The sequence below is a fragment of the Flavihumibacter petaseus NBRC 106054 genome (assembly GCF_000974785.1).
Lineage (GTDB): Bacteria > Bacteroidota > Bacteroidia > Chitinophagales > Chitinophagaceae > Flavihumibacter > Flavihumibacter petaseus.
The window spans coordinates 874,977-900,371 of the sequence record NZ_BBWV01000001.1; the positions used below are offsets into that span (position 1 = coordinate 874,977).

The window sequence follows — 25,395 nt, forward strand, 5'->3', positions numbered from 1 at the left end:
GGAACGATTAAGTTAATTCCTCTTTCCGAACTGCAGAATCAAACTGTTTTTACTTATCTTTTATCGTCAAAAACGTTCTGCATGCCGGAGAAGTATATCCTTGCCCTTGATCAGGGTACCACCAGTTCAAGAGCAATTCTGTTTGACAGGAACGGTCAGATCAGTCAGCTCGCACAAAAGGAATTTCCACAATACTATCCCCAATCGGGGTGGGTGGAACATGATCCGGAAGAGATCTGGGCGACTCAGTTTTCAGTAATGGCCGAATGCCTTGCCAAAAGCGGGCTGACCACAAATGAGATCGCTGCCCTCGGCATCACCAATCAGCGCGAGACTACTATAGTTTGGGAAAAAAGTTCCTCCCGCCCTATCTATCGTGCAATCGTCTGGCAGGACCGGAGAACTTCCGCATATTGTGATCAGTTGAAAGCGGAAGGCTGGTCAGCACGGATCCAGGAAAAAACCGGATTGATCATCGATGCCTATTTTTCTGCTACAAAACTGAAGTGGATCCTTGATAATGTCAGCGGTGCGCGGGAACAGGCGGTAAAGGGAGAACTGGCATTTGGTACGGTCGACACCTGGCTGTCATGGAAGCTGACTAACGGCAAGGTGCACGTGACCGACCTGTCAAACGCATCCCGTACAATGTTGCTGAATATCCATACCGGTGAATGGGATGAGGAATTGCTGAAACTGTTTGATATCCCCGCATCAATGCTGCCGGAGCTCATTCCCAGTTCAAAAGTTTATGCGGTTACGGAGAGCATTGTGAAAACCGCCAACATTCCCATGGCGGGCATAGCCGGCGATCAGCAGGCTGCGCTTTTCGGGCAGCAATGCATTAACCCCGGGATGGTGAAGAATACTTACGGCACGGGATGTTTTATGCTGATGAATACCGGTGAGCAGCCGGTAATGAGCCGGAACAATCTGTTATCAACTATCGCATGGAAACTGAACAACAGGATTACCTACGCAATGGAGGGAAGTATATTCATAGGCGGGGCGGTAGTACAATGGTTGCGCGACGGCCTTCAGATGATCAGGAAATCATCTGAAATCGAAACACTCGCTGCCTCCGTCAGTACTACGGAAAACGTGTTCATGGTACCCGCCTTTGCCGGGCTTGGTGCGCCACACTGGAACCAGCATGCGCGGGGAACCTGTTTTGGAATCACGAGGGGAACCACCAAGGCCCACCTTGCGAGAGCTGCGTTGGAAAGCATTGCCTTCCAGGTGATGGATGTGTTGAAAGCCATGGAAGCAGATGCAGGACTTCCTATCAGTGAACTGCGGGTAGATGGTGGCGCTACAACCAACAATTTATTAATGCAGATTCAAAGCAATGTTTTACAGGTACCTGTTGTAAGGCCAACCGTTTATGAAACCACCGCACTCGGCGCAGCCTACCTCGCCGGGCTCGGAGTAGGATACTGGGAAGATGTTCATGTCATACAGCAGCAATGGCAGGCTGATCAGCACTTTTATCCATCCTGTGCAGCCTCAGAAATAGCCCCATTGATACGTGGATGGAAACGAGCAGTCAATGCAAGCATTGCCTGGGCAAATGACGAAAGTTAATATGGAGAGATCAGCAATGCTGCGCCGGCTTTCGGCAGAAAAAAAATGGGACTGCATCATCGTCGGCGGAGGTGCTACCGGTCTGGGCATCGCCGTTGATGCTGCTTCCCGGGGCTATTCAACACTACTCCTGGAGGCCGCAGATTTTGCCAAAGGGACCTCATCAAGATCAACCAAACTGGTGCATGGCGGTGTACGGTATCTTCAACAGGGAAACGTGCGGCTCGTTATGGAGGCGTTACGGGAAAGAGGTTTACTTCGGCAGAATGCCCCGCACCTGGTAAAAGACCAGTCTTTTGTACTGCCGAATTACAAGTGGTGGGAAGGCCCTTTTTATGGCATTGGTCTGAAGATATATGACTGGATGGCCGGAAGACTGGGCCTGGGCCCATCTACATTGTTATCGCGGGAAGAAACGCTGGAACTCGTACCCACGCTGGATCCTGAAGGCTTACGGGGAGGTGTGGTGTATCATGACGGGCAGTTCGACGATGCAAGACTTGCCATAAATCTTGCCCAAACGGCAGTTGAGCACGGGGCATGCCTTATCAACTACTGCAGGGTGGAGAGTTTACTGAAACGGCATCAAAAAATTGCCGGTGTAAGGATAACGGATACCTTATCCGGAGAGACCTTTGAACCTGAATCTTCCTGTGTTTTTAACGCCACCGGCGTCTTCTCCGACCGTCTCAGGCAGAATGACCAGCCCGGCAAGCCCACACTACTGGCACTCAGTCAGGGCACCCATCTTGTAGTTGACAAATCATTTTTGCAGAGCGATACCGCCATGCTCATCCCTGAGACTTCCGACGGAAGGGTATTGTTCGCGGTTCCCTGGCATCAGAAACTGCTGATCGGCACAACTGATATTCCGGTTGCTGAAGCCAGCGCTGAACCAATACCTACTGCTGAAGAAATCGGATTCCTGATAAAGAACATTGGTCGTTACCTGAGCCGGGACCCGGGCATAAACGATATCCTGTCTGTGTTCTCCGGACTGAGACCACTGGTCAGGGGGAACGGCGGCAATACGGCCGGTCTTTCCCGTGATCATTTCATTGAATGCAGCGACAGTGGCCTGATAACCATCACAGGAGGTAAATGGACCACTTATCGTAAGATGGCTGAAGATGCCGTCAATGCAGCTATCCGCGCAGAATTGTTAACAGACAGTCCCTGTATCACCTCAACATTGCCTGTTCATGGTGCTTTGCAAAACACAGATTTCACTGCAGCACGCTATTACTACGGAAGTGACCGGGAGGCGCTTGAGCAATTGGAACTGGTGAACCCGGAATTATCTGGGATGCTGCATCCGCGACTACCCTATCGCCATACTGAAATTCACTGGGCGGCGCGAAAGGAAATGTGCATGACAGTTGAAGATGCGTTATCCAGGAGAACCCGGGCCCTGCTGCTGGATGCACGTGCAGCCATCGAAGCTGCTCCGGCAGTCGCTGCAATCCTGGCCAACGAACATGGCTATCCCAAAAGCTGGGAGATTACCCAGGTAGAATCCTTCACACAAACCGCCAGGCATTATCTGCCGCCTCAATGATCAATATATTAAACCAAAACAATAGCATATGATGCATCCTTACCTGGCAGAATTTATCGGCACCTGCTTCCTGATTTGTCTGGGCAATGGTGTGGTGGCAAATGTACTGTTACAACATTCCAAAGGAAAAGAAGGGGGATGGATCGTGATCGCTTTTGGTTGGGCGATGGCTGTATTTGTGGGTGTTTACAGTGTTGCTGCTTCCAGTGGTGCGCACCTTAATCCGGCAGTAAGTATCTGCCTGGCAATTACCGGCAAGTTCAGCTGGACGCTGGTACCAGGTTATATCGCTGCACAGGTTGCAGGCGCCTATGCGGGTGCATCGCTGGTATGGCTCATTTACAACAGGCATTACGCGGCAACAGAAAACACGGGAGCAAAGCTGGCCACTTTCTGTACAGGACCGGCCATTCGTTCGCCGTTCTTTAACCTGCTCACAGAAACGCTGGCAACCATGGTATTCCTGCTGGCAGTGTTGTTTATCACCGCACCCAAAACCGGGCTGGGGTCACTGGACGCACTACCAGTAGCGCTGCTGGTTCTGGCCATCGGACTTTCTTTAGGGGGGCCAACCGGGTACGCTATCAATCCCGCCCGCGATCTCGGACCCAGGATGGCGCATGCCACCTTACCCATCCCAGGCAAGGGCACAAGCGATTGGGGATATGCCTGGATCCCTGTTGCCGGTCCGGTAATAGGCGCTATCCTGGCTGCCCTGATTTTCCTGTCACTGCAGTGATGGCATCTGTCAGTATGGTACAGGCCTGTCGTATTTCTTTTTTGGTGATACTCAGCGGAGGTGCTATCCGGAGGCAATGCGGCGCAAACAGGAACCAGTCTGTCAGTAACCCGTTTTCTATGCAATGATCAATGATCTTCTTGTTGGTTTCAAAATCTGCAAAGGCAATAGCCATCAGCAAACCTTTACTTCTGACTGCCTCAATTGCGGGGTGCTGAAGCATTGATCTGAAAAGTATTTCCTTTTCCTGGACCTTTTCCAAATACCTGTTTTCAAGCAATACTTCTGTTGCGGCCAATCCGGCTGCACAACTCACAGGATGCCCGCCGAAAGTAGTGATATGCCCCAGCACCGGGTTTTCCGTAAAAACATCCATCAGCTGCTTATCGGCCACCAATGCGCCTAACGGCATACCTCCCCCAAGTGCTTTTCCGAGCAAAACAGCATCAGGAACCACATCACCCCATTCAAATCCCCAGAGTTTCCCCGTACGGCCGAACCCCGTCTGAATTTCATCCATAACCAGCAATGCGCCTGTTTCTGAACAGCGCCTGCGAAGGGCAGCCAGCCATTCCCGGTTGGGCGTAAATACTCCTCGTTCCGCCTGCACTGATTCCAGTATAACCGCAGCTGTCTGGTTATTAATCAGGTTCAGCAGTCCGGGATCATTGTAGGAGGCATGATGTATTCCCGGCAACAGTGGCCGGAATGCATTGCGCCAGTATTCATCGCCGATGATGCTGAGCGCCCCCTGGGTGGATCCATGATAGGATTGGTTGAATGCAATGATCTGCGTTTTACCCGTAACCCGCTTTGCCAGTTTCATTGCTGCTTCAGTAGCTTCAGCGCCACTATTGGTAAAGTAAACACTGTTAAGCGTGACGGGAAGCAGACTGGTCAGCAGTTTGGCATATGCTACCTGCGGTTGTTCCACGAATTCACCATACACCATCAAGTGCAGGTATTTCTCTGCCTGCTTGCGGATCGCCTTCACCACCTGCGGGTGACAGTGACCTATATTACAAACACTGATCCCCGCTATAAGGTCAAGGTATTTTTTGCCATCCTTTCCTTCCAGCCAGGTGCCTCTGGCTTTCACGATCTCCAGTGCCAGCGGCGCCGGAGATGTCTGTGCAACATGCCGGAGAAATACCTGCCGGTGATTCATAATACCACGTTTTGAACAAAGATGATGATATTTGCGGTATGGCACTGATCTTACCTGTTAATGGCATTTATCCCCAGTTCGGCAAAGACAATTTTATTGCTCCAAATGCTACCATCGTAGGCGATGTTGTTGCCGGAGACCAGTGTTCTTTCTGGTTCAATGCCGTGATCCGCGGCGATGTGAATTCGATCCGCATGGGCAATAAGGTCAATGTTCAGGATAATGCTGTTATCCACGCAACCCTCCAGCGGAGTAAGACCGTTATTGGAGATAATGTATCTATCGGCCACAACGCTATCGTTCACGGTTGCCAGATCCACGATGACGTGCTGATTGGTATGGGTTCAATCGTCATGGATAATGCTGTGGTGCACAGCAATACTATCATTGCAGCCGGGGCAGTTGTACTGGAAGGCACCATTTGTGAATCCTGCAGTGTTTATGCAGGCGTACCCGCCAAAAAGGTAAAAGATATTTCCGAGGAACTCATCCATAATGAGATTGGCCGCATTGCGAACAATTATATCCGGATTTCCGGATGGTTTCGCGGAGAAGTTTCCTGATAACCGCAAAATATTTTCCCCATGATGCCGTTATACAGTAAATATCTTATGAGCGCCACCCGTTTAGGTTCGGTAATTTTCTTTGCCCTGACCGTAGTATTTACTTCCTCCTGTGCTCTGACACGCCCGAAAACAGGTTGTCCGAACAGTGGAGCGAATGTGGGAGCTGAAAGGATTCTGAGTGGGGAGAAAGTTCCGAAAGCGAAGAAGTTCAAAGCCTGAACAATTTTTGACCCAGGAACTAAATCCTACCCATATGTGCCCCGTTCTACACACGCATGACGGTTTCACTGAAGCCGTAATTGACGAAGATGGTGGTCTGAAACGTTTTTATGAAGTTGCCAATCTGCTGACAGAGGGACTAAAAGTTCGTTTCAGCAGCAAGCTGGATGATTTCGACTCGCTGATCTGGGATTTCAAATACAAAGGGCAACCCCTCATTCTCCATTACAATATTTACACCGGCATCTGCCTTTACCCGAAACAGGCGAAAAAAGCGATTGAACGCGATAATAAAGCCGTTGAAGAAGTAGCAGGTTACCTGGAATCCCGGCTGCTGATCAATACAGCAAGAAAATTTATTTCCTGATTTCTTCCAGCAGGGTACAGTAGCTGACGTACCGGTCCACGTGGATCCGCCCGTCATTTACAGCCTGTTTAATGGCACAACCCGGTTCGTTCTGATGAAGGCAGTTGTTGAACTGACACTCCTGCAATAAAGCACGCATTTCCGGAAAATAATGGGAAAGCTCCTGCCTGCTGAAATCTACCAGGCCCAGCTCCCGTATTCCCGGTGTATCTATAATACTACCACCTTCCGGCAGATCAAACATCTCCGCAAATGTTGTAGTGTGCAGGCCTTTGCCGCTCCAGTCACTTACTTCCTGTGTTTTCAGCTGGAAGCCTGGAAAAACTGCATTGATAAAACTTGACTTCCCCACCCCAGAATGACCACTCAGCAAAGTAGTCCGGTTGTTCAGCAATGTCTTTACGGCGTCAATTCCCTGGCCTGTCTTCGTACTTACCAACAGCACGGTATAACCGATCTCCTGGTACATATCCTCCCATTCCGCATATTTCTCCAGGTCTTTTTCCCGGTAAACATCAGCCTTGTTGAAAACCAGGATGGCAGGAATATGATATGCTTCCGCCGAGATCAGAAAACGGTCAATAAAACCCTGAGATGTTCTTGGTTCGCGAATGGTGGCGAAAAGGATCGCCTGATCAAGATTTGATGCAATAATATGATGTTGTGCTTTGCGGTGAGGGGAAGTGCGGGTGATATAATTATGGCGGTCATCGATACTGCTGATCAGCACGGTGCCCGCAACAACATCTTCTTCTTCAATCACCACCCAGTCGCCAACGGCAACCGGATTGGTGCTTGTGATCCCTCCGATCTTCAGCACGCCTTTGATGCGCCCTCTGCAAAATCGGCCGGCTTCGTCCTTCAACCAATACCAGCTGCCGGTTGATTTATATACCCTTGCCTTCATCAGGGGAACTTTTTAAGGATGGTAAAGCGCATGAGCCATTCGATTGCCAGCAATGCAATGGCCATAAGAACCAGGGGAAGATATCTTTCAGTATAACGGCGCAGCGCACTCACTTCAAAACGTGACTTTTCCAATTGATCAATCTCGGTATAAATCCTTTCCAGACCTTCATTGTCTTTTGCACGAAAATATTTCCCCCCTGTCTCCCGGGCAATTTCTGTCAGCAATTTTTCATCGATATTCACTTTTTCCCGCTGCATGATCACCGCACCGGATTCAGATTGCACCGGTATGGGAGCGTATCCTTCAGAACCAACACCGATCGTATACACGCGGATCCCGAGTTTCTTGGCTATTTCTTTTGCCGTAACCGGAGGTATCTGACCACCATTGTTCTCTCCATCCGTCAGGAGGATCACTACCTTGCTCGCCGCCTTGCTGGTACGCAGTCTGTCGGCACTCGTGGCGAGTCCTGATCCGATTGCAGTACCATCTTCAAGCAGACCACTCTGAATATTGAATATCTGCGATTTTAGCACCGCCTTATCTGTTGTAATGGGACATAAAGTGAAGCTTTCCCCTGAAAAAATCACCACCCCGATACGATCGGTCTTCCGCGTATCCACAAAATTGGCGGCCACCTCCTTGGCGGCTTCAAGGCGATTAGGCGTAAAATCCTGCGCAAGCATCGAACCGCTGACATCAATACAAAGAACAATGTCAACTCCTTCACCACTTACCTGTTCTTCATCAAACCTGGTCTGTGGCCTTGCCAATGCCATTATCAGAAGCGTGAGGGCAAACAACCTCAGTATGAAGGGTACATGCACCAACCTGGACTTCCAGGTACGGGGTACCTGCCTGTACAATGCCGTATCAGAAACCAGTAATGCCGCTTTTCTTCCCTGCCTTTTTTTCCAGTACCAATAAGCGAGTACCGGGATCAGTACCAGGAACCAGAGCACAAAAGGCCATGCGAAAAATATACTATCGAAGTACCGTGTTATCAATTTTTTCCAGTTTTTCTATGGACAGTCTGACTGCTTCGAGCGCCTGACCATGGGTTTGGGCATCGGGCTGGTATTTCGCAAATTTAGCCGCATCAGCCAGTTGCAGCGCATGCTCCAGCTGATGAGCAGTATCGCTGTCCAGCTGGGGTCTGACTGTAAGCAGGAGTTCCCGGTTACCCGCATCCTGCGTATTTACAAAACGTTTGTCTTTCAGGTATTGCCGGAGGATATCATTCAACTGAACATAATAGCGTTTGATACTTTCGCCGGCAGGCGTGCCTGCAGCTTTCAGTTCCTGGATAGCACCCATAGCCCGTTCAAACGGATTCTGGGAGGATGCTTTAACCACAGGCTGTTCCTGCGGCTTTTTCTTTTTCCGCCAGAGCAGATATGCCGCAACCGCAATGGCAATAAGCGTTACTACTGCGATGATGTAATTGATATACAGCGGCTCTGCTTCAGGTACCTCTATGATCTCCTTAATATCGTGATAAGGCTGGTTGGGGTCAGTTGGCGTGTACCCCACCTCAATGCTCACGGAATCAGTAAGGTAGCGGTTATTATTCACAGTGAGTGACAACATCGGGATTGTCCAGCTGCCACTATCGAAAGAAGTAATTGTCAGCACCTGTTTGAAAAAATCGCCATCCACACCGGTAGCGGTATCAATTTTCCCAGCCTCAATGATTTCAAAATGGGGAAGGCTGTCCGTTCTGAACCAGTCATGCGTGCTGCCCTGGGGAGCAGATAATTCCAACTGTAGCAGGACAGGTTCACCGATCAGGATTTTATCCCTGTTCACCGATGCCTTCAGGTGGATATGTTGCGCCGATGCCTGACGCACAGTCAGGAGGGCGCCGGCAAACAGGCATATTTGAATTATTCTTCTGATCATGTCCGTTCTAGGTTCTGCCGATGAAAAACTTCTGCAGCACTTTTACATAGTCTTCTTTGGTGGAAATATGCAGCAAGTCGCAACCCGCTTTGGTGAATGCCTGTTTGCACCATTCGGAGTGGCTGAAAAATGCTTCCTGGTAGGCCTTACGGACCTGGTAGCCGCTGCTGTCGAGGTATCTTTCCTCACCGGTTTCGGCATCTTCCACAAGCAGCATGCCGGCATCAGGCAATTGCATGTCCATCGGGTCATACACCTTTATGCCGATCACATCATGCTTTTTTCCGGCTACCCGCAGGCCTTCAGAAAACCGTGGGTCAAGGAAGTCACTTAAAACGAACACAATAGACTTTTGCCGGGTGGTATTGTTCAGGTAACGCAACGCCTGTGTGATATCAGTTCCTTTTTTCTTTGATTCGCGGGTGAGCAGTTCCCGGGTAATATAAAGGCCGTGATCACGCCCCTTTTTTGGCGGAATATATTTTTCGATGCCTTCGCTGAACAGTATTGCACCTGCCTTATCGTTATTGCTGATGGCAGAGAAAGCCAGTACGGCACCAATCTCCGTCACCAGATCTTTTTTCCGGGCATGTACAGTACCGAACAATGAACTGGCGCTGATATCAACCAGCAGCATCATCGTCAGTTCACGTTCCTCCTCGAATAGCTTACTGTAAGGATGATTGAATCTCGCGGATACGTTCCAATCGATAAAGCGGACGTCATCTCCGGCAGTGTATTCACGTACCTCCTTGAACGACATGCCGCGCCCCTTGAATGCGCTATGGTATTCACCGGTGAAAAGATGCTGTGTCAACCGCTTGCTCTTGATCTCCAGCTCCTTTACTTTCTTTAATATGTCTGCAGTGCTCAGCACATCGCAAGATTAAGGTACAGCAATCGTTTTAAGTATCTCTTCAATCACCTGTTCCACGCTCACGTTTTCAGCTTCCGCCTCATAGGTCAGTCCAAGGCGGTGACGCAATACATCGCGCGCAATCGCCTTGACGTCATCAGGAATTACAAAAGCCCGCTTCGACAGGTATGCATAGGCTTTCGCAGCTAGAGCCAGGTTGATACTGGCACGCGGTGATCCGCCATAGGAAAGCAAAGGCTTCAGCCTGGAAAGATTATACTGATCAGGCTGCCTGGTCGCAAATACAATGTCAAGTATATACTGTTCAACTTTCTCATCCATATAGATCTGCCGCGTCAGTTCCTTTGCCTCCAGCAGGTCCTGCACGCTGACCACAGGCCTTACCTTCTCCCCTTTTACATCCATCACGTTCTGGCGGATAATCAGCTGTTCCTCCTGTTTGCTGGGATACCCCACGATCACCTTCATGATGAAGCGGTCTACCTGCGCCTCCGGAAGCGGATAGGTCCCCTCCTGTTCCAACGGGTTCTGAGTAGCCAGTACAAGGAAAGGTTCTTCCAGCTTATAGGTACTGTCGCCGATGGTCACCTGCCGTTCCTGCATGGCTTCCAGCAATGCACTCTGAACTTTTGCCGGCGCCCTGTTGATCTCATCCGCAAGGATGAAATTGGCGAAGATGGGACCTTTGCGAACCACAAATTCGTTTTTCTGCTGTTGGTAGATCATGGTCCCGATCACATCTGCCGGGAGCAGGTCAGGGGTGAACTGTATCCTGCTGAACCGGGCCTGCACAGCCTGGGCAAGCGATTTGATGGTCAGTGTTTTTGCCAGGCCGGGAACCCCTTCCAGCAATACGTGTCCATTACTCAACAAACCAATCAGCAAACGATCAAGCATATGGTGCTGACCGACGATCACTCTTCCCACCACTTCTCTTAACCTGTCGGTAAATGCACCCTGATACTGGATTTTTTCATTTAATTGACGGATATCCTCCGATGTCGGCAACATATATGAAATTTAGTTATGCAAAATACTACTCAAAGATTGCAATTCTTCTGCCAAGTTGAGGATTTCAAGTTTGAACGGCAATAATTTTTTGGACGCACAATAAAACTCGCACATTTTTGTTTTAATATAAATCCACCTTATGACAAAAGGCTTCCGGCAAATTCTGCTTTACTCCAGTCTGGCACTAACGGCCACCGGATTTGCTTCCTGTTCTAAGGATAAGGATGATCCCGCTACATCAAAAACTTCACTGCTGACTTCAAAATCCTGGAAAATCGAAAGTGTTGGCATTGACATCAATAAAGATGGCGTAGTTGATCAAACGCTTCCCATTGATGATTGTTCCCTCGACAACACAGTGACTTTTCACACGGATGGTACAGGTGTGTATAATGAAGGCGCCAACGTTTGCGACGGGGAAGATGCAGGTGATCAGACATTTAACTGGACCTTCAAGGAAAATGAAACAGTCCTCAGTTTTTCCATCCCGAGCCTGATCGATCAGGATGGTCAGATCAGAATACTTAACGAAAATACACTTGAAGTGTATACCGTGGAAGATGCCGGTGGAGGAATCACTGTTCACCAGGTACTCAAACTCAAACACTAATTCCCGCAGGAATATCTTTTTTTATCTGCTGATTTCATAAACAGAGCCCCTGTATGTCTATACTGGGGGCTTTTCTTTTAACTCAGGTACTTCCCAACGATCGGCATCCTTCTGCCCACACCAAATGCTTTTGCGCTGACCCGTATAATGGGACAGAACTGGTTCCGCTTGTACTCATTCGAATTGACCAGTTTCAGTACACGGTTCACCAACGCGGCATCAATACCCATGGCGATGATCTCCTGCGGCCCCTGGTGTTTTTCAATATACTGATACAGCACTTTATCCAACAGGTCATAGGGCGGCAGACTGTCACTGTCTTTCTGCCCCGGACGCAGTTCTGCAGAAGGCGGCTTGACAATTATATTTTCAGGGATAATCTCGCCATTGCGATTAATATAGCGTGCCATCGCAAATACCTGCATTTTATACAGGTCACCTAAAACCCCCAGTCCGCCCGCCATATCACCATACAACGTACCATATCCCGTAGACAGCTCACTCTTGTTGGAAGTGTTGAGTAGAATATATCCAAACTTGTTGGCGATCGCCATCAGCAGGTTACCACGGGTACGGCTTTGAATATTTTCTTCGGCAATACCAAAGGGCAGGTCTTTGAATATCGGTGAAAGGGTGCTGAGAAATGCATCGTAAACCGGAGCAATCGGAATGATGTCGTAGGGATTACCAAGGTTTCTGCTCAGCTGAACAGCGTCATCAACGGAATGCGAAGTGGAATAACCGGATGGCATCAGCACCGCCCGCACGTTCTCTTTACCCAGCGCTTCACAGGCAATGGCAAGCGTCACTGCAGAATCAATGCCACCACTGCTGCCAAGGATCGCTTTGGAAAAGCCCATCTTTTCGAAATAATCGCGGATTCCCAATACCAATGCCGCATGGATCTGCCGCATATTATTCGGATCGGTGAGATAGGGAATGATCATCTCCGGATCTTTCACTTTAGACACCCGCATTTCCTTATCCAGCTTCCGGGCAACAACACTTGAACCACCGGTCAGAAACATGCTGTCATCAAGATCGACAATGGCGAAATCCTCTTCAAAATATTTCAATTCACGTACGAGTTCACCAGACGCATTATACACCAGGCTTCCTCCGTCAAATACAACTTCGGTCTGCGATCCGACGGCGTTGCAATAGACCATAGGTAACTTATAGGCGAGCACGTTCGCCCGTACTACCTCCTTCCGGTCTTCATCATGATCGTAGTCAAATGGCGAAGCCGAAATATTGATCATCAGATCAGGACCCGCTTTGATAAGCTCATCCATGGGGCAAACACGGTATAGCGGATTTTCGTCAAGCGCCCAGATGTCCTCGCAGATCGTCAGGGCAATTTTTCTGCCCTTAAAGGGTATTACGTTCCATTCAAATGCGGGCTCGAAATAGCGGTATTCGTCGAATACATCATAAGTAGGCAGGCAGGTCTTTTGAGCAACCGCTTTCACCCTTCCCTTTTCAAGCAGCCAGGCGGCATTAAAAAGGTCTTTACCTTCCTTTCGCGGGTTCCGCTGAGGGCAACCTATGATTACCGCTACTTTATCCGTATGCTGGCAAAGCGTATCAACAGCCGCATAACATTGGCGGATAAAATCTTCAAATTCCAGGAAATCCCTGGCCGGATATCCGCAGACGCTCAGTTCGGAAAAGACCAGCAGATCCACCCCGGCAGCCTCTGCCTGCCGGATAGCCCCGATCATTTTTTCGATATTGGCGGAAAAATTGCCGATATGGTAATTCTGTTGCGATATCGCTATTTTCAACATATTGGAAGTAATTTCGAGCTCCGAATGTACGGACTACTTACAACAACAAAACTCAGGCAGAAACGTTTCAATCCGATGAAAGGCAGTTATTGCATGTTCCTGGCAGTGATTTTTTTCCTCTCCTGTGGTGACAGAAAATCACAAAAACCAGACATTTCCAATATTGCCGTAAAGGCAGAAATTCAGCGCTTTGACCGTGACTATTTTGCACAGGATTCCAACCACCTGCCGGAAGGGTTGTTAAAGCTTCAGCAACAATACCCGGTTTTCATCAACGACTTTACCGCCAATATCCTGGGGGCAGGCATCATCGGTGATTCCAATAAAGTGCTGCCGGTTGCCAATCGCCATTTCTTCACCAGCTACGCCGCTGCCTACGATCAGGTAAAAGGCCGGTTTTCCGATCTGTCAGCTACCGAACGTTCCCTGCAACAGGCTTTCCAGTATGTAAAAGCTTATTTTCCTGCTTATAAAGTACCCGTGTTCATCAGCTATTTCGGGCCATTTGACGGGCCGGGCGCCGCGATCACGGAAAATGCCATAGTCATCGGTCTTCATCTTTACGCAGGTGCCGACTATCCCTATTATACTTCACCAGAGGGTCAGCAATTGTACCCGACATATATCTCCCGGCGATTCGATAAAGCTTACATCCCGGTCAACTGTATCAAAGCTGTGGAAGAGGATTTATTCCCCGATAAAAGTCAGGGTATGGCGCTGGTCGACCAGATGATCGAAAAAGGAAAATACTGGTGGCTTGCCAAACAGTTTCTGCCCGATTCACCAGACAGCCTGATCACCGGCTTTTCAAAAGAGCAGCTTGATTGGTGCGAAAGCAATGAAGGTATTATCTGGAACCTCATGCTGCAGAACGACCAGATCTATACTACAGATCCGTCCATGATCCAGAATTTTATCGGCGAGGCGCCCGGGACCCAGGGTTTTCCGCCTGCAGCACCAGGTAACCTGGGGCAATGGATAGGGATGAAAATCGTGGAAACCTACATCGACAAAAACAAGGCTACGACACCAGGACAGCTCATGCTGCTCAAGCCGCGCACTATTCTTGAAAGCGCGAAATACAAACCCCGGTGATCATTTACCGCCAATGTGACGGCGCAACAATTCGCGTACCAGCTGCTGGTCGCCGCTGTCTCCGATCGCATCCTTAGGTAGCAGAAAAAATGAATTCGGTGTAAAATAGAGATGGAAGAAAAAAGGTGTCTCAAGGTATTTGCTGAACCGGTTCCAATGCCACGACTGTGTGCCTCTGCCGGTTTGGAGTACCACCCCGGTATCGTCAAGATGCATCAGGAAGGAATCCCTGAAAGTTTCAGAGCGCTTGTAGATACTGTTGGGCATGATCTGCCAGACCACCAGCATTACAAGCATCCACAACGTGGAAAATATCAGGAATGTAAAAGGAGTTACCCGTTTAAAATAGAGCAAAATGGCGGCCACGATGGTAAACAGGTTAATGCCTATCACCAATAACCGGATCTCAGGCTTTGTAAAAAAATGATACCGCAATGCCTGGATCACCTGTTTGCGGTCATACCGGAAAGAAATATTCATAATCTGCTGATCGCTAAACAAACCACCCCGGAGCCTCGCGGAACCGGGGTGACTTTGTCAATTCATTTACCAATCATTCTAGCGGATAGGCCGGCAATGCTTGTACTTGTTGTTGGCTGCCTCGCTCGGCGTTACAGCCCGGTTACAACTTGCCAGTAATATCCCCAGAAAAGCAATGGCCAATAGTTTACGCATACGGTCGGGATTTTAGGTTACGGATCAATTAACGCATTACTTAATACGAAAGATATGCCAAAGCCAGTAAAAAATCATCCATTCGTCTAAATTTTAAGGTCGAAGTTGCCGGAAATGGAAAGGGCCCCCTGTAAAAACAGGCGGCCCTGGTTCTATTGAAACCGTCCATATTAACGAATTAACTGCAACCCAGACTGTTACCGCAGTTCAGGCATTTATAGCAGGTGCCGCTCCTGATGGTCAGGTGGCCGCAAACATTGCAGGCCGGGGCATCACTTTGCATTGATTTATTGGCTGCACTGAGTGCATCATAGTTGCCCTCCGTGGTGGCTTTCATGGCCGTGGATTTGGGTGCCTTTACCGCCGCAACGATCCGCACATCACTCAATTCGGGTGTTTTCTTTTCGGGTTCAGCAGCGGGTTCATCCCAGTCTTCATCACCCATATTCATCAGCTCGGGCTTGTCCAGCACATGCACCAGGTCTGACCGGTCGAGGTACTCGTAGGCCAGTGATCTGAAAATAAAATCAACGATTGACGTGGTGCTCTTGATGTTGGGATGATCAACCATACCCGCAGGCTCAAACCTGGTGAAGACAAACTTTTCTACAAACTCTTCCAGCGGAACACCATACTGGAGACCAATGGAAACGGCAATGGCGAAACAGTTCAGCATGCTGCGCATGGTCGCTCCTTCCTTGGCCATATCAATAAAGATTTCACCCAGCGTACCATCATTATATTCTCCTGTCCGGACGAACAGGGCCTGTCCGGCGATCTTTGCCTTCTGCGTATATCCCCTGCGTTTGGCCGGCAACGTCCGCCTTTCAACGATCATAGCAAGACGGCGTTTAAGCTTGGTATCCGGTGATGCCTGAACGCGCTTCTGAACTTCTTCCAGCAGTTCATCGATCGTCAGCTTCCCGAGATCAATGATATTGGAAGCTGGTGCCGGTGCCGGTTCAGCTTTAGCTGCACTGTCTTCAGTTTTTTTCTTTTTATCACTCTTGTTGCTGAGCGGCTGGCTCAGCTTTGATCCATCGCGATAAAGCGCATTGGCTTTCAGACCAAGTTTCCAGCTCAGCATATAACAATCTGCGATCTCCTCTACCCTGGCTTCATTAGGGAGGTTAATGGTTTTGGAGATGGCGCCGCTGATAAAGGGCTGAACAGCAGCCATCATGCGGATGTGGCCGTGGGCATGGATATACCGCTCGCCTTTCTTGCCGCACTTGTTCGCGCAGTCGAACACAGCAAGGTGTTCAGTCTTGAGGTAAGGCGCACCTTCAACAGTCATGGTGCCGCACACATAGTCATTCGCTGCTTCAATTTCTGATTCAGTATATCCTAGGGCCTCAAGCAGGCTGAAATTCCAGTCATTGTATTGATCTGCAGTGAAACCAAGGCGCTCCAGGCAGGCTTCACCCAGGGTAAACCTGTTAAACACAAAACCAATTTCGAATGCGCTTTTAACAGCATCGTCCAGTTTGCGGATCTCGTCGGCGATAAAGCCTTTTTCACTAAGGGACTGGTGATTGATAAACGGTGCACCCGAAAAGCTGGCGGAACCGACAGCAAACTTGATGATGGCATCCTTTTCCTTTTCAGTATATCCCAGGTTATCCAATGCTGCGGGAACTGACTGATTGATGATCTTGAAATAACCGCCCCCGCTGAGTTTCTTGAATTTCACCAGGGCAAAATCCGGCTCAACACCGGTGGTATCGCAATCCATCACCAGGCCAATGGTTCCGGTTGGTGCAATTACTGTTGTCTGCGCATTCCGGTAGCCGAATTTTTCACCCAGCTGCACTGCTTCATCCCAGGCACGGGTAGCTGCTTTCAACAGGTAGTCCGGGCAGTATTTTGCCTGGATTCCCTGTGGCGCCACGGAAAGGCCTTCATAGGCATCCCCTGCATCATAGGCAGCAGCACGATGATTGCGCATCACCCGCAGCATATGCTCCCGGTTGGCATCATATCGGGGGAAGGGTCCGAGGATCTCTGCCAGTTCGGCGGAGGTTTTATAGGCAATGCCAGTCATGATCGCGGAGATAGCACCTGCTATACCACGGGCTTCTTCACTGTCATAGGGTATTCCGCTGACCATCAGCATGGTACCGAGATTGGCATAACCCAATCCAAGCGTACGGTAGTCAAATGAAAGTTGTGCTACTTCTTTCGATGGGAATTGCGCCATCAGCACGGAGATCTCCAGCACCACCGTCCACAACCGGCAGGAATAACTGTATCCCTCCACATCAAATGTATTCGTCGCCGTGTCAAAGAACCGCATCAGGTTGGCAGACGCCAGGTTACAGGCGGTATTGTCCAGGAACATGTATTCCGAACAGGGATTAGAAGCATTGATACGACCGCCCTCAGGACAGGTATGCCATTCATTGATGGTGGAATCATACTGAAGCCCCGGATCAGCACAACGCCAGGCTGCGTAGGCAATCTTGTTCCACAGTTCCCGGGCGGGAACCTTCTTCATGATACGACCATCACTTCTTGCTTTTAATTCCCAGTCTTCATTGTTTTCCAGTTTATCAAAAAACGCATTCGGGATCCGGACGGAGTTATTGGAATTCTGTCCACTTACCGTACGGTAAGCTTCACCTTCATAGTCGCTGGAATAACCGGCTGCAATGAGGGCGCCCACTTTCTTTTCTTCTTCTACTTTCCAGTCGATAAAATCCACGATCTCGGGATGGTCCAGGTCAAGGCAAACCATCTTGGCCGCACGGCGGGTAGTGCCACCGCTTTTGATAGCACCTGCCGCACGATCACCAATTTTCAGGAAGCTCATCAGTCCGGAGGACGTTCCGCCACCACTCAACTTTTCTCCTTCACCACGGATATGGGAAAAATTGGTGCCAACGCCGGAACCATATTTAAAAATGCGGGCTTCCCTTACCCAAAGATCCATAATACCACCCTCATTCACGAGGTCATCATCAACACTTAAAATAAAACAGGCGTGCGGTTGTGGACGCTCATAGGCCGACGTGGATTTCTTCAACACGCCGTCATGCTGATCCACGAAATAATGGCCCTGTGGCTTGCCCGTGATGCCATAGCATTCGAACAAACCGGAATTGAACCACTGCGGACTATTCGGCACACAAGCCTGGTTGAGGATAGAATAAACCAGCTCTTCGTAGAATACCTGAGCGTCTTTTTCTGAAGCAAAATAGCCGTAACGTTCACCCCATACCCGCCAGCAATGCGCCATCCTGTGAGCAACCTGCTTTGAGGACGTTTCACGTCCAAGGCTTCCATCCGCCTGCGGCACACCAGCCTTCCGGAAATATTTCTGCGCCAGGATATCCGTGGCGATCTGGCTCCAGGTTTTTGGCACTTCCACATTATTCATTTCAAACACCACCTCCCCATTGGGGTTGCGAATCACCGAGCTTCTGTAATCATACTCAAACAGGTCAAAGACCGGAACTCCCTCTTTCGTGAAGCGGCGGCTGAAGGACAGCCCTTTTGCGGCGGTTTTTCTGGTTGCCATACAATATTTTGATGGGTTGAAAAATGAAGAAATCGTCAATTTCTGCGGTACGGGTGGAAACGAAAGTAACAGGCGGCCTTCTAAAATCATACCCGGAAATATCCACCAATGTGGATATTCAATGGGGAAAAATGGGAATAACCCGATAGGCCTTGATTTGAAGCATTTTGAGTAAAAAAGATTAAAAATCCATGACAAAACTCGTCATTTTCCCCTATTGACCGATTTAATGCGGCAGGTTGCTTTTATTTGCGCTATGAAGCGTTTAATTCTTACCTGCGGGGTGGTTCTGTTGTTTATGCTGCCCGCTGTTTCACAAACCACTCACACAGGATGGCTGGCTACTTTCTATTCCGTCGATTTCAATAAAAAATCCGGCTTGATCGGAGATGTCCAATTTCGCTCCGGCGACGATTTTAATCATATGCAGACTTTAATGCTGCGCGCCGGTTATCAATATAAGCTCAAACCCTGGATGACGGCAACTGTGGGTTATGCCCTGGTGCAGCATCGCCGTACCATTAACGGATTCAGTGGATATGGACCGGAACACCGCATCTGGGAGCAGCTGATATTACTGCAGAAAGTGAAATTCATCAATATCCAGCATCGTTTCCGCCTGGAGCAACGATTTATCAGCAAATCATATGAAGACGACGGTTCGATCAGGCATGACGGTAATATCTATTCCAACCGCTTCCGGTATTTCTTCCGGTCAGTGATACCCTTTGGCGGCCAGAAGGATTTCAGCCGCGGCGCATTCGGTGCTGTACAGGATGAGGTGATGCTGCAGTTCGGCGACAAATCCGGAACGAACGGCAAGGTATTTGACCAGAACCGGCTTTACCTGGCGCTGGGTTACCGGTTCAGCAAAAAAGTTGACCTGGAAGCCGGCTACATGAATCAGTATGTGGAAGGAAGGCAGGATAATTTTGTCAACAACCACGTGATTCAGCTGGCAACTTACCTGCGCTTCTAAGCAGGATTGTGCCATACCAGCATTTTTTTGCATTTTTGTTTCACAGCATGACCTTTTGAATGCAGCAAGGAATTTACCAATATATCAGGGACAAGAAGAAAGCAAGGCAGAAATCATTCGCCATGCTGGTCGATCCGGACAAAGTGACCCCGCAATCTGTCGGCAAACTCACACGACAGGCAACCGCCGCGAAAGTGGACTACCTGCTGGTGGGCGGAAGCCTCGTGATCTCCAACCATCTCGATTCCTGCATTACCGCAATTAAGGACCAGTGCGATATTCCGGTAGTGCTGTTCCCGGGAAGTCCATCTCAGATCTCAAGACATGCAGACGCATTGCTTTACCTGTCGCTAATCTCCGGCAGAAATCCTGAGCTGCTGATAGGACAGCACGTCATCAGTGCCCCTTTTGTAAAGCAGAGCGGACTGGAAATCATCAGTACGGGGTATATGGTGATTGACGGCGGCGCTCCTACAACTGTGTCGTATATCAGTAATGCCAGCCCCATCCCGTCAGACAAGAATGAAATCGCACTTTGTACAGCACTGGCTGGTGAAATGCTGGGAATGAAACTGATCTATATGGATGCCGGCAGTGGTGCCCAAAAAGCCATTTCGGAAGAAATGATCAGCGCAGTGGCTGAACAGATCACTGTTCCGCTGATCGTAGGCGGTGGTATTAAAGATCCAGAGAAAGCTTATCTCAATTGTAAAGCAGGTGCTGATATCATTGTGGTGGGCAATGCAATTGAAAAGGATCAGTCACTGATCAGCGAGATGGCCGCTGCCGTGCATGCGTCAGCCAGGATCGGTCTATAACCTTACCGACTGCTGCTTTTCAAGCAGGGCAGCCAGTTTAACCTGATCTCCCGACTGCTTATACCTTTTAACCAGCTCCTCCACTGCATCAGTATCATAAGGATTCAGCGAAACGGATTTTTCAAGATCTGCCATAAGCTGATCGCTGCTTTCGGTCATAACAGTTGCCCTGGTAAAATAGTACGCCGATGCGTCAAGGGTAGTTTTCCCCGGAACAACCTTTGCCAGCAGCACTTCAGCTTTGTTATGGTCGCCGCTGTGCTGCAGTATCCTGATGAAACGCAATTGTTCCAGGGCGTCAAGATCAGTTTTGTCCTTCAGCTGATGCACATAATGCGCCAATGAGTCAGTAAGCCCTTTCTGGTCATATGCCTCAGCCAGCCGCAGGCTAAAATCAGCGCGCGTATTTCCGGCGGCCGCCATAATGCGCTGCGCATATTTCAGCACCGCGATCGCCGAATCCGGCTGATGCTGCCGCATCAGGGCATCTGCATACAGCAACCGGTATTCATAGTTTTGGGGTTTGCGCGAAACCAGGTCAGCCAGCGTTGCCAATGACTCCCGGGATCCCGAATTTGCGCGGATCGATGCGGCAATCGCCGCAACATCATCCTTACGGTCACGCAGGTAAGTTGATAAGGATGACCCTGTTGTCTGATAATGATCAGCGGTGGTTACAGCTTCGGCCATACGGGCATACTGCTGGTACAAACGGGTCAGCCGGAGATGCAGCGAAGCGAGTTCCTGCAGATCGGTCTCTAGCGTTATGGCCTTCTTCAGGGTGACGATTGCGGTATCTGAATGCTGCTGCAGCAGCGACTGGGCTGCATAAACTGGGGCATACAAGGAATCTATGGTCAAAGCCTTGTTCAGCCATTGCCATGCTCCGGCTGTATCGCGCTGTGCTGCTTTCAGCCTTGCATAGCTGGTATAGGCAGGAAGATACCGGGAATCAAAGGACAGTGCGGTATCCAGTAATGCCGCTGCCTTATTCCACTCCCCTTCCCTGACCTGCTGGCTCAGGTTGCAATAAACCTGCGCCCAGTTACTGGCCATCGCCTGGCGGTCTCCCGCGAGGTAAGCCTTTTCCTTCTTAACAAGGCTGTCGAGGAATGCGAACATCTGCGGATCCTTTCTTTGCAGCTCCGCCCGTGTATTCATGGACTTAAAATCAAGCGGATGAACTTTTACCGGCTCAAAATATGCGGGGTAGGTCTGCGCAAAATATTCGTGTTCGTTGTTTTGTGAATAATAATCCAGTGTTCGCCCTTCCTGCATAGCAGTATAATAATGCCGGCGAATTGCACGGTTCTCTGCTTCCGTCAATACATCACTGTGAAAAAGATGAACGTACTCGTGTAAAACTACATTTCGTTCCAGGAAGGCTCCCCTTTCCACATATTCAATGGCAGCTGCACCGCTTCCAACCCCACGGATATCCATCCACTGCCTGTTGTCAAATGTGGTCATGATCCTGAAATACGGTGCCTGCATGCAGGTTGCCAGGTCAATATGCAAAGGGGGAATTTTGAAGGCGTCATTCTGGCGGCTCAGGAAAGGGAAATAGACCACCGCAGTGTACAACTGCTGCCATACCATCGCACTGGCAAAGTCACCGGAATAATAATCCAGGTCATCAAAAACAGCATAGAAGTTTTTGGGATCTGCAATCTTTGTATGATGCAACACCTGCATGATAGAATCATAAGCCTGCAGGTATGGGATCCGTTTTGATTTGATCACTGCAGAGAGGCCGTTGTGTGCCGGGCCATAGTGCGACTTCCTGGCGAGCACACGCAAAAACAAAGCCTGCGCTGAATCCAGCCGCATGTTTCTGTTCAGGTCAAATGCCGAATAATATATCGATCCCCGATGCAATAATGGGATGACAGATCCCGGAAAGTCTTTTTCGACTTTTCGGGTAATAGTTATGGCTGCATTGACCTGGTCAAGGCGTATCAGGCTATCCGCCGCCTTCAGCTGAAGACGAACCTTGTCATCATCCGGTGCTGCATAATCAGCATAAGTAAGCGGCGTGTGGCCATTGCCCCAGTGCCAGTGCGTCTGATAATGCAGGGGATTGACGGCCAATGCGAGTTCCCATTGTGCGGCCATGGCAGGTAGTTGCCTCGCATCGATCCTTCTCCATATAGCATATCCATAGGCAAACCGGGCATCAGCATTATAGGGATCCAGTTCCAACGCGCGCCGAAGCGGCGCTTCCGCTTTTTCCGGGTGCTGATTCCAGAACTGAATATCGGCCAGCAGCAGGTAGGCAGCTGCATTTGCCGGATCTGCCTGAATCACTTTTTCAGCACAGGACAGTGCTGCATCATATTGCTTCTGTAACAACAACACACGCCCCTTCTGCAACAATGCACCAGCATTACCCGGATGCGCCCGCAACACTTTGTCGGCATATTTTGTTGCTTCATTCAGCCGCCATGCCTGCATCTCAAGGTTTGCTTTCAACACATTGGCAGCAGTTGCTTCCGGTTGCTTTCTGATGACTCCATCCACGATCTGCTGTGCTTTAGGAAACTCATTGTTCAGGATAGCCAATTCAGCCCGGAATACCTTTACGCTGTCTGCTTCAGGAGAAAGCCGTGCAATCAGCAATTCCGCATCCCGCCAGCAACCCAACCGGATAAGCTCCCGGATACTTCCATTTTTCTTCGCCGTTTCCTGCAAAACAACCAGCTGCTTTTTCGCCAATACTGTACTATCTGCCGGTATAAACTGCGCACCGCCGGAAAGTGCCCAGCAGGTAATCAGAAAAAAGAGTATAATAAGCTTCTTCATGTCAATTTTTTTTGGTCAGTACCGGCGTTTCCGTTCCTGCAGCCAGTGGCCGAAAGGCTTTAAAAATGGCATTGACGATAAGGGCCATATTTTTCAGGTCGAGATTTCCGATATCATCACAGGGGCGGTGGTAACAACGTGAAAAATCAGTAGCTGCCATCAGGGTATGCGCAGGAGTGCCCTGAAGATAAAAAGGATAGTTGTCTGACCTCATAAAGAGATCACCTTTCTCTTTGGCCAGCGAAACACCAGTACCCGCGAGTCCCTTCCGCAGCAAAGCTGCCAGATCAGAAAACCTGGTTCCTGTCATAAAAAACTGCGCTTTCCTTTTTTGTGGTATGCCCAGCATTTCCAGGTTGATCACTGCCACTCTTTTCTCCGCATAAGAGACGTCAGCAAAATGAGTAGACCCCACCAGTCCCCTTTCCTCCATATTGAAGGCACAGAAAACGATGGTTCTTTCTGCCCCGCCCTGTTCTGCAAAACAACGCAACAGCGCGAGCATTGCCGCCACGCCGGAAGCATTGTCGTTAGCGCCATTGTAAACCTGGCCGTTCTTTTCGGGAACATGATCAAAGTGTGCACTGATCAGGAGGTGTTCTTCCGGACGGCTTTTACCTGGCAATACGCCGATCACATTACAGGAAGGGTACAGGTCGCCGGAAAACTGCGGTATAGTATCATAATAATTCCCCGAAGGCAGTGGCTGCAGATGATATAAGGCAAACTGTGCAGCAATATACCCAGCCGCAATAATATTCTCTTGTGTCCCCGCGGCGCGGCCCTTCAGCTTGTCGCTGGCAAGAAATGAAACATGCGCCGATAACTCTTCGGCCGAAACATCGGGAATGCTGTCGCCGGCCTTCAGGTAACTGGTGGTTATACAAGCGAACAAGAAGAGGAGGATACGGCTGCGCATCAACGAAGTGCGTTGGTATCCACCCTGCTGGGCGTATCCGTACCGGCAACAATGGAGGTAGAACTCAACGCGATCGCTTTGATGATCTCGGTCATGTTCTTCATATCCAGTGTTTCAAATTCATCATCTGCTGTATGATAGAATTTCTCACTATCCATCTTTGATGTGGAGATCGTATGTGCAGGTACGCCCAGGCGCGCCAGTGTAGCGTTGTCACTCCTGTAAAACAATTGCTGGTCCGGATAAGGATCCGGAAAGAATTTGAATACGGAGCCCTGGAGATTCTTTTCCAGGATCTTTCCCATATCGGATTTCTCATAACCGGTGATATAGGCAGAGTTAGTACCCCATTTGCTTTCCGTACCGATCATTTCAATGTTGAACATTGCCTTGACTTTCGCAGGTTCAAATTGCATGGAGAAATACCTTGAGCCGAATCCACCTGTCTCTTCCGCTGTAAAAGCCGCAAATATGATCGTCCGCTCATTGTTGTTGAGTGCTTTGAAATACTTCGCCAGCATCACCACTGCGGTCGTTCCTGCAGCGTCGTCGTTAGCGCCATTGTAAATGGAATCACCATTCAACGGTTTGCCGATTCCCAGGTGGTCATAGTGTCCTGAGAAGATCACGAATTCGTCCTTTTTTGATTTTCCCGGAAGTATACCCACCACATTGCTCAGCGTTGACTTGGTGATCTCGTGTTTCGCCCTGATCTCGAAAGTGGACGGCACTTCATCTGCGAGGAGGAATACGGTATTGCTTTTTGCTTCCAGTAATTCTCTTTTAAAGTAAGTAAGGCGCTGAAAGTTCTTACTGAATGACGTGTCCACCAGTACCAGCTTGTTTTTCCCTGAACTGACGATTCCAAATGCATCTGCAAAGAGTTGCGTGCCCTTGCCGATCCGTACGATTTCATAACCGGATTTCTCATTAATGGAAAAATCAGGTTCACCCGTTATCACCACTACATTCTTTTCATCAAATGCTTTACCGTTTACTGTCGCTGATCCGCCCAGGTATTTCGGTTTTAGTACCGTGAAAGTCTGCAGATACCCATCACCTTTAGGGGGTGTTTGCAATCCTGCTTTCCTGAACTCATCGGCAATAAATGCAGCAGCTTTTCCAATGCCGGCAGAGAACACCGCCCGTCCCTCCATATCATCAGCTGACAAGGTTTTTTCAATTCGGGACACTTCGTTGATGTTGATCACATCACCGGCAATCTGTGCAAAGGCACCCGGACAAATGCCGGCTGCAAACAAAAGGGAAAATATTTTTCGCATGAA

The 25,395-nt window shown here is 49.3% G+C and carries 21 protein-coding genes; 9 read left to right on the forward strand and 12 right to left on the reverse strand.

Features of this window, described 5'->3' with window-relative positions; all coding sequences use genetic code 11:
• Positions 1 to 81: 81 nt before the first annotated feature.
• Genes glpK through FPE01S_RS03695 form a run of 3 tightly spaced genes read left to right on the forward strand, consistent with a single transcriptional unit; the run spans position 82 to position 3,881 of the window.
• Positions 82 to 1,584, forward strand: coding sequence for a glycerol kinase GlpK (gene glpK, locus FPE01S_RS03685; RefSeq protein WP_046367521.1), 1,503 nt, complete (start codon positions 82 to 84; stop codon positions 1,582 to 1,584).
• A 1-nt stretch (position 1,585) separates the two neighbouring features.
• Positions 1,586 to 3,142 (forward strand): glycerol-3-phosphate dehydrogenase/oxidase, encoded by a 1,557-nt coding sequence (locus tag FPE01S_RS03690; protein ID WP_046367522.1) that lies wholly within the window; start codon positions 1,586 to 1,588, stop codon positions 3,140 to 3,142.
• 28 nt (positions 3,143 to 3,170) lie between these two features.
• Positions 3,171 to 3,881: an MIP/aquaporin family protein gene (locus FPE01S_RS03695; protein ID WP_305070069.1), complete on the forward strand. Its 711-nt coding sequence runs from the start codon at positions 3,171 to 3,173 to the stop codon at positions 3,879 to 3,881.
• Here the strand turns inward: FPE01S_RS03695 and FPE01S_RS03700 are convergent.
• Positions 3,844 to 5,049 carry an aspartate aminotransferase family protein gene (locus FPE01S_RS03700; RefSeq protein WP_046367523.1) on the reverse strand — a complete coding sequence of 402 codons (1,206 nt, stop codon included), beginning with the start codon at positions 5,047 to 5,049 and terminating at the stop codon, positions 3,844 to 3,846. The genes FPE01S_RS03695 and FPE01S_RS03700 overlap by 38 nt on opposite strands.
• A 38-nt stretch (positions 5,050 to 5,087) precedes the next feature.
• Between FPE01S_RS03700 and FPE01S_RS03705 the strand changes: the two genes are divergently transcribed.
• Together FPE01S_RS03705 and FPE01S_RS03710 are read left to right on the forward strand one after the other, a co-directional pair.
• Positions 5,088 to 5,612, forward strand: coding sequence for a gamma carbonic anhydrase family protein (locus FPE01S_RS03705; protein WP_046367524.1), 525 nt, complete (start codon positions 5,088 to 5,090; stop codon positions 5,610 to 5,612).
• 256 nt (positions 5,613 to 5,868) lie between these two features.
• Entirely contained in the window at positions 5,869 to 6,201 is a 333-nt protein-coding gene (locus FPE01S_RS03710; RefSeq protein ID WP_046367525.1) for a DUF3630 family protein, read from the forward strand.
• On the opposite strand, the gene rsgA is transcribed toward FPE01S_RS03710, so the two are convergent.
• From rsgA to FPE01S_RS03735, 5 genes are read right to left on the reverse strand one after another with little or no spacing between them, the layout of a single operon-like run.
• Positions 6,191 to 7,108: a ribosome small subunit-dependent GTPase A gene (gene rsgA / locus FPE01S_RS03715; protein ID WP_046367526.1), complete on the reverse strand. Its 918-nt coding sequence runs from the start codon at positions 7,106 to 7,108 to the stop codon at positions 6,191 to 6,193. The genes FPE01S_RS03710 and rsgA overlap by 11 nt on opposite strands.
• Entirely contained in the window at positions 7,108 to 8,118 is a 1,011-nt protein-coding gene (locus FPE01S_RS03720) for a vWA domain-containing protein (protein ID WP_046367527.1), read from the reverse strand. Before FPE01S_RS03720 ends, rsgA begins: the two co-directional genes overlap by 1 nt.
• Entirely contained in the window at positions 8,096 to 9,013 is a 918-nt protein-coding gene (locus FPE01S_RS03725) for a BatD family protein (RefSeq protein WP_046367528.1), read from the reverse strand. Before FPE01S_RS03725 ends, FPE01S_RS03720 begins: the two co-directional genes overlap by 23 nt.
• Positions 9,014 to 9,020: 7 nt before the next feature.
• Positions 9,021 to 9,890, reverse strand: a complete 870-nt coding sequence (locus tag FPE01S_RS03730) for a DUF58 domain-containing protein (protein ID WP_083990124.1) — start codon at positions 9,888 to 9,890, stop codon at positions 9,021 to 9,023.
• Positions 9,891 to 9,899: 9 nt separating this feature from the next.
• Positions 9,900 to 10,901 (reverse strand): AAA family ATPase, encoded by a 1,002-nt coding sequence (locus FPE01S_RS03735; protein ID WP_046367529.1) that lies wholly within the window; start codon positions 10,899 to 10,901, stop codon positions 9,900 to 9,902.
• Between the two features lie 139 nt (positions 10,902 to 11,040).
• On the opposite strand from FPE01S_RS03735, the gene FPE01S_RS03740 reads away from it, so the two are divergent.
• Entirely contained in the window at positions 11,041 to 11,511 is a 471-nt protein-coding gene (locus tag FPE01S_RS03740; protein ID WP_046367530.1) for a lipocalin family protein, read from the forward strand.
• A 77-nt stretch (positions 11,512 to 11,588) separates the two neighbouring features.
• Here FPE01S_RS03740 and FPE01S_RS03745 read toward each other — a convergent pair whose 3' ends face one another.
• Positions 11,589 to 13,301 (reverse strand): NAD+ synthase, encoded by a 1,713-nt coding sequence (locus FPE01S_RS03745; protein WP_245623934.1) that lies wholly within the window; start codon positions 13,299 to 13,301, stop codon positions 11,589 to 11,591.
• Between the two features lie 24 nt (positions 13,302 to 13,325).
• Between FPE01S_RS03745 and gldB the strand changes: the two genes are divergently transcribed.
• Positions 13,326 to 14,396 carry a gliding motility lipoprotein GldB gene (gldB, locus tag FPE01S_RS03750; protein WP_052955484.1) on the forward strand — a complete coding sequence of 357 codons (1,071 nt, stop codon included), beginning with the start codon at positions 13,326 to 13,328 and terminating at the stop codon, positions 14,394 to 14,396.
• Here gldB and FPE01S_RS03755 read toward each other — a convergent pair whose 3' ends face one another.
• Together FPE01S_RS03755 and FPE01S_RS03760 are read right to left on the reverse strand one after the other, a co-directional pair.
• The gene (locus FPE01S_RS03755; RefSeq protein WP_046367531.1) at positions 14,397 to 14,876 is read right to left on the reverse strand and encodes a YcxB family protein; all 480 of its coding nucleotides are present in this window, start codon (positions 14,874 to 14,876) and stop codon (positions 14,397 to 14,399) included.
• A gap of 373 nt (positions 14,877 to 15,249) precedes the next feature.
• Positions 15,250 to 18,591, reverse strand: a complete 3,342-nt coding sequence (locus FPE01S_RS03760; protein ID WP_046367532.1) for a vitamin B12-dependent ribonucleotide reductase — start codon at positions 18,589 to 18,591, stop codon at positions 15,250 to 15,252.
• Between the two features lie 256 nt (positions 18,592 to 18,847).
• On the opposite strand from FPE01S_RS03760, the gene FPE01S_RS03765 reads away from it, so the two are divergent.
• Positions 18,848 to 19,570, forward strand: coding sequence for a DUF2490 domain-containing protein (locus FPE01S_RS03765; RefSeq protein ID WP_046368627.1), 723 nt, complete (start codon positions 18,848 to 18,850; stop codon positions 19,568 to 19,570).
• A gap of 59 nt (positions 19,571 to 19,629) precedes the next feature.
• Positions 19,630 to 20,388, forward strand: coding sequence for a phosphoglycerol geranylgeranyltransferase (locus FPE01S_RS03770; protein ID WP_046367533.1), 759 nt, complete (start codon positions 19,630 to 19,632; stop codon positions 20,386 to 20,388).
• Here the strand turns inward: FPE01S_RS03770 and FPE01S_RS03775 are convergent.
• Genes FPE01S_RS03775 through FPE01S_RS03785 form a run of 3 tightly spaced genes read right to left on the reverse strand, consistent with a single transcriptional unit; the run spans position 20,383 to position 25,392 of the window.
• Positions 20,383 to 23,190: a tetratricopeptide repeat protein gene (locus FPE01S_RS03775; RefSeq protein WP_046367534.1), complete on the reverse strand. Its 2,808-nt coding sequence runs from the start codon at positions 23,188 to 23,190 to the stop codon at positions 20,383 to 20,385. The two genes, FPE01S_RS03770 and FPE01S_RS03775, sit on opposite strands and share 6 nt — an antisense overlap.
• A 1-nt stretch (position 23,191) precedes the next feature.
• Positions 23,192 to 24,109 carry a M20/M25/M40 family metallo-hydrolase gene (locus FPE01S_RS03780; RefSeq protein WP_052955486.1) on the reverse strand — a complete coding sequence of 306 codons (918 nt, stop codon included), beginning with the start codon at positions 24,107 to 24,109 and terminating at the stop codon, positions 23,192 to 23,194.
• The gene (locus FPE01S_RS03785; RefSeq protein ID WP_046367535.1) at positions 24,109 to 25,392 is read right to left on the reverse strand and encodes a M20/M25/M40 family metallo-hydrolase; all 1,284 of its coding nucleotides are present in this window, start codon (positions 25,390 to 25,392) and stop codon (positions 24,109 to 24,111) included. The genes FPE01S_RS03780 and FPE01S_RS03785 overlap by 1 nt, the downstream gene beginning before the upstream one ends.
• Between the last annotated feature and the right edge of the window lie 3 nt (positions 25,393 to 25,395).

Bases quoted from the DNA above. Each gene is read 5' to 3' on its own strand.
- glpK (WP_046367521.1), top strand. From the start codon at position 82: ATGCCGGAGAAGTATATCCTTGCCCTTGATCAGGGTACCACCAGTTCA.
- FPE01S_RS03690 (WP_046367522.1), top strand. From the start codon at position 1,586: ATGGAGAGATCAGCAATGCTGCGCCGGCTTTCGGCAGAAAAAAAATGG.
- FPE01S_RS03695 (WP_305070069.1), top strand. From the start codon at position 3,171: ATGATGCATCCTTACCTGGCAGAATTTATCGGCACCTGCTTCCTGATT.
- FPE01S_RS03700 (WP_046367523.1), bottom strand. From the start codon at position 5,049: ATGAATCACCGGCAGGTATTTCTCCGGCATGTTGCACAGACATCTCCG.
- FPE01S_RS03705 (WP_046367524.1), top strand. From the start codon at position 5,088: ATGGCACTGATCTTACCTGTTAATGGCATTTATCCCCAGTTCGGCAAA.
- FPE01S_RS03710 (WP_046367525.1), top strand. From the start codon at position 5,869: ATGTGCCCCGTTCTACACACGCATGACGGTTTCACTGAAGCCGTAATT.
- rsgA (WP_046367526.1), bottom strand. From the start codon at position 7,108: ATGAAGGCAAGGGTATATAAATCAACCGGCAGCTGGTATTGGTTGAAG.
- FPE01S_RS03725 (WP_046367528.1), bottom strand. From the start codon at position 9,013: ATGATCAGAAGAATAATTCAAATATGCCTGTTTGCCGGCGCCCTCCTG.
- FPE01S_RS03735 (WP_046367529.1), bottom strand. From the start codon at position 10,901: ATGTTGCCGACATCGGAGGATATCCGTCAATTAAATGAAAAAATCCAG.
- FPE01S_RS03740 (WP_046367530.1), top strand. From the start codon at position 11,041: ATGACAAAAGGCTTCCGGCAAATTCTGCTTTACTCCAGTCTGGCACTA.
- FPE01S_RS03745 (WP_245623934.1), bottom strand. From the start codon at position 13,301: ATGTTGAAAATAGCGATATCGCAACAGAATTACCATATCGGCAATTTT.
- gldB (WP_052955484.1), top strand. From the start codon at position 13,326: ATGTACGGACTACTTACAACAACAAAACTCAGGCAGAAACGTTTCAAT.
- FPE01S_RS03755 (WP_046367531.1), bottom strand. From the start codon at position 14,876: ATGAATATTTCTTTCCGGTATGACCGCAAACAGGTGATCCAGGCATTG.
- FPE01S_RS03760 (WP_046367532.1), bottom strand. From the start codon at position 18,591: ATGGCAACCAGAAAAACCGCCGCAAAAGGGCTGTCCTTCAGCCGCCGC.
- FPE01S_RS03765 (WP_046368627.1), top strand. From the start codon at position 18,848: ATGAAGCGTTTAATTCTTACCTGCGGGGTGGTTCTGTTGTTTATGCTG.
- FPE01S_RS03770 (WP_046367533.1), top strand. From the start codon at position 19,630: ATGCAGCAAGGAATTTACCAATATATCAGGGACAAGAAGAAAGCAAGG.
- FPE01S_RS03775 (WP_046367534.1), bottom strand. From the start codon at position 23,190: ATGAAGAAGCTTATTATACTCTTTTTTCTGATTACCTGCTGGGCACTT.
- FPE01S_RS03780 (WP_052955486.1), bottom strand. From the start codon at position 24,109: ATGCGCAGCCGTATCCTCCTCTTCTTGTTCGCTTGTATAACCACCAGT.
- FPE01S_RS03785 (WP_046367535.1), bottom strand. From the start codon at position 25,392: ATGCGAAAAATATTTTCCCTTTTGTTTGCAGCCGGCATTTGTCCGGGT.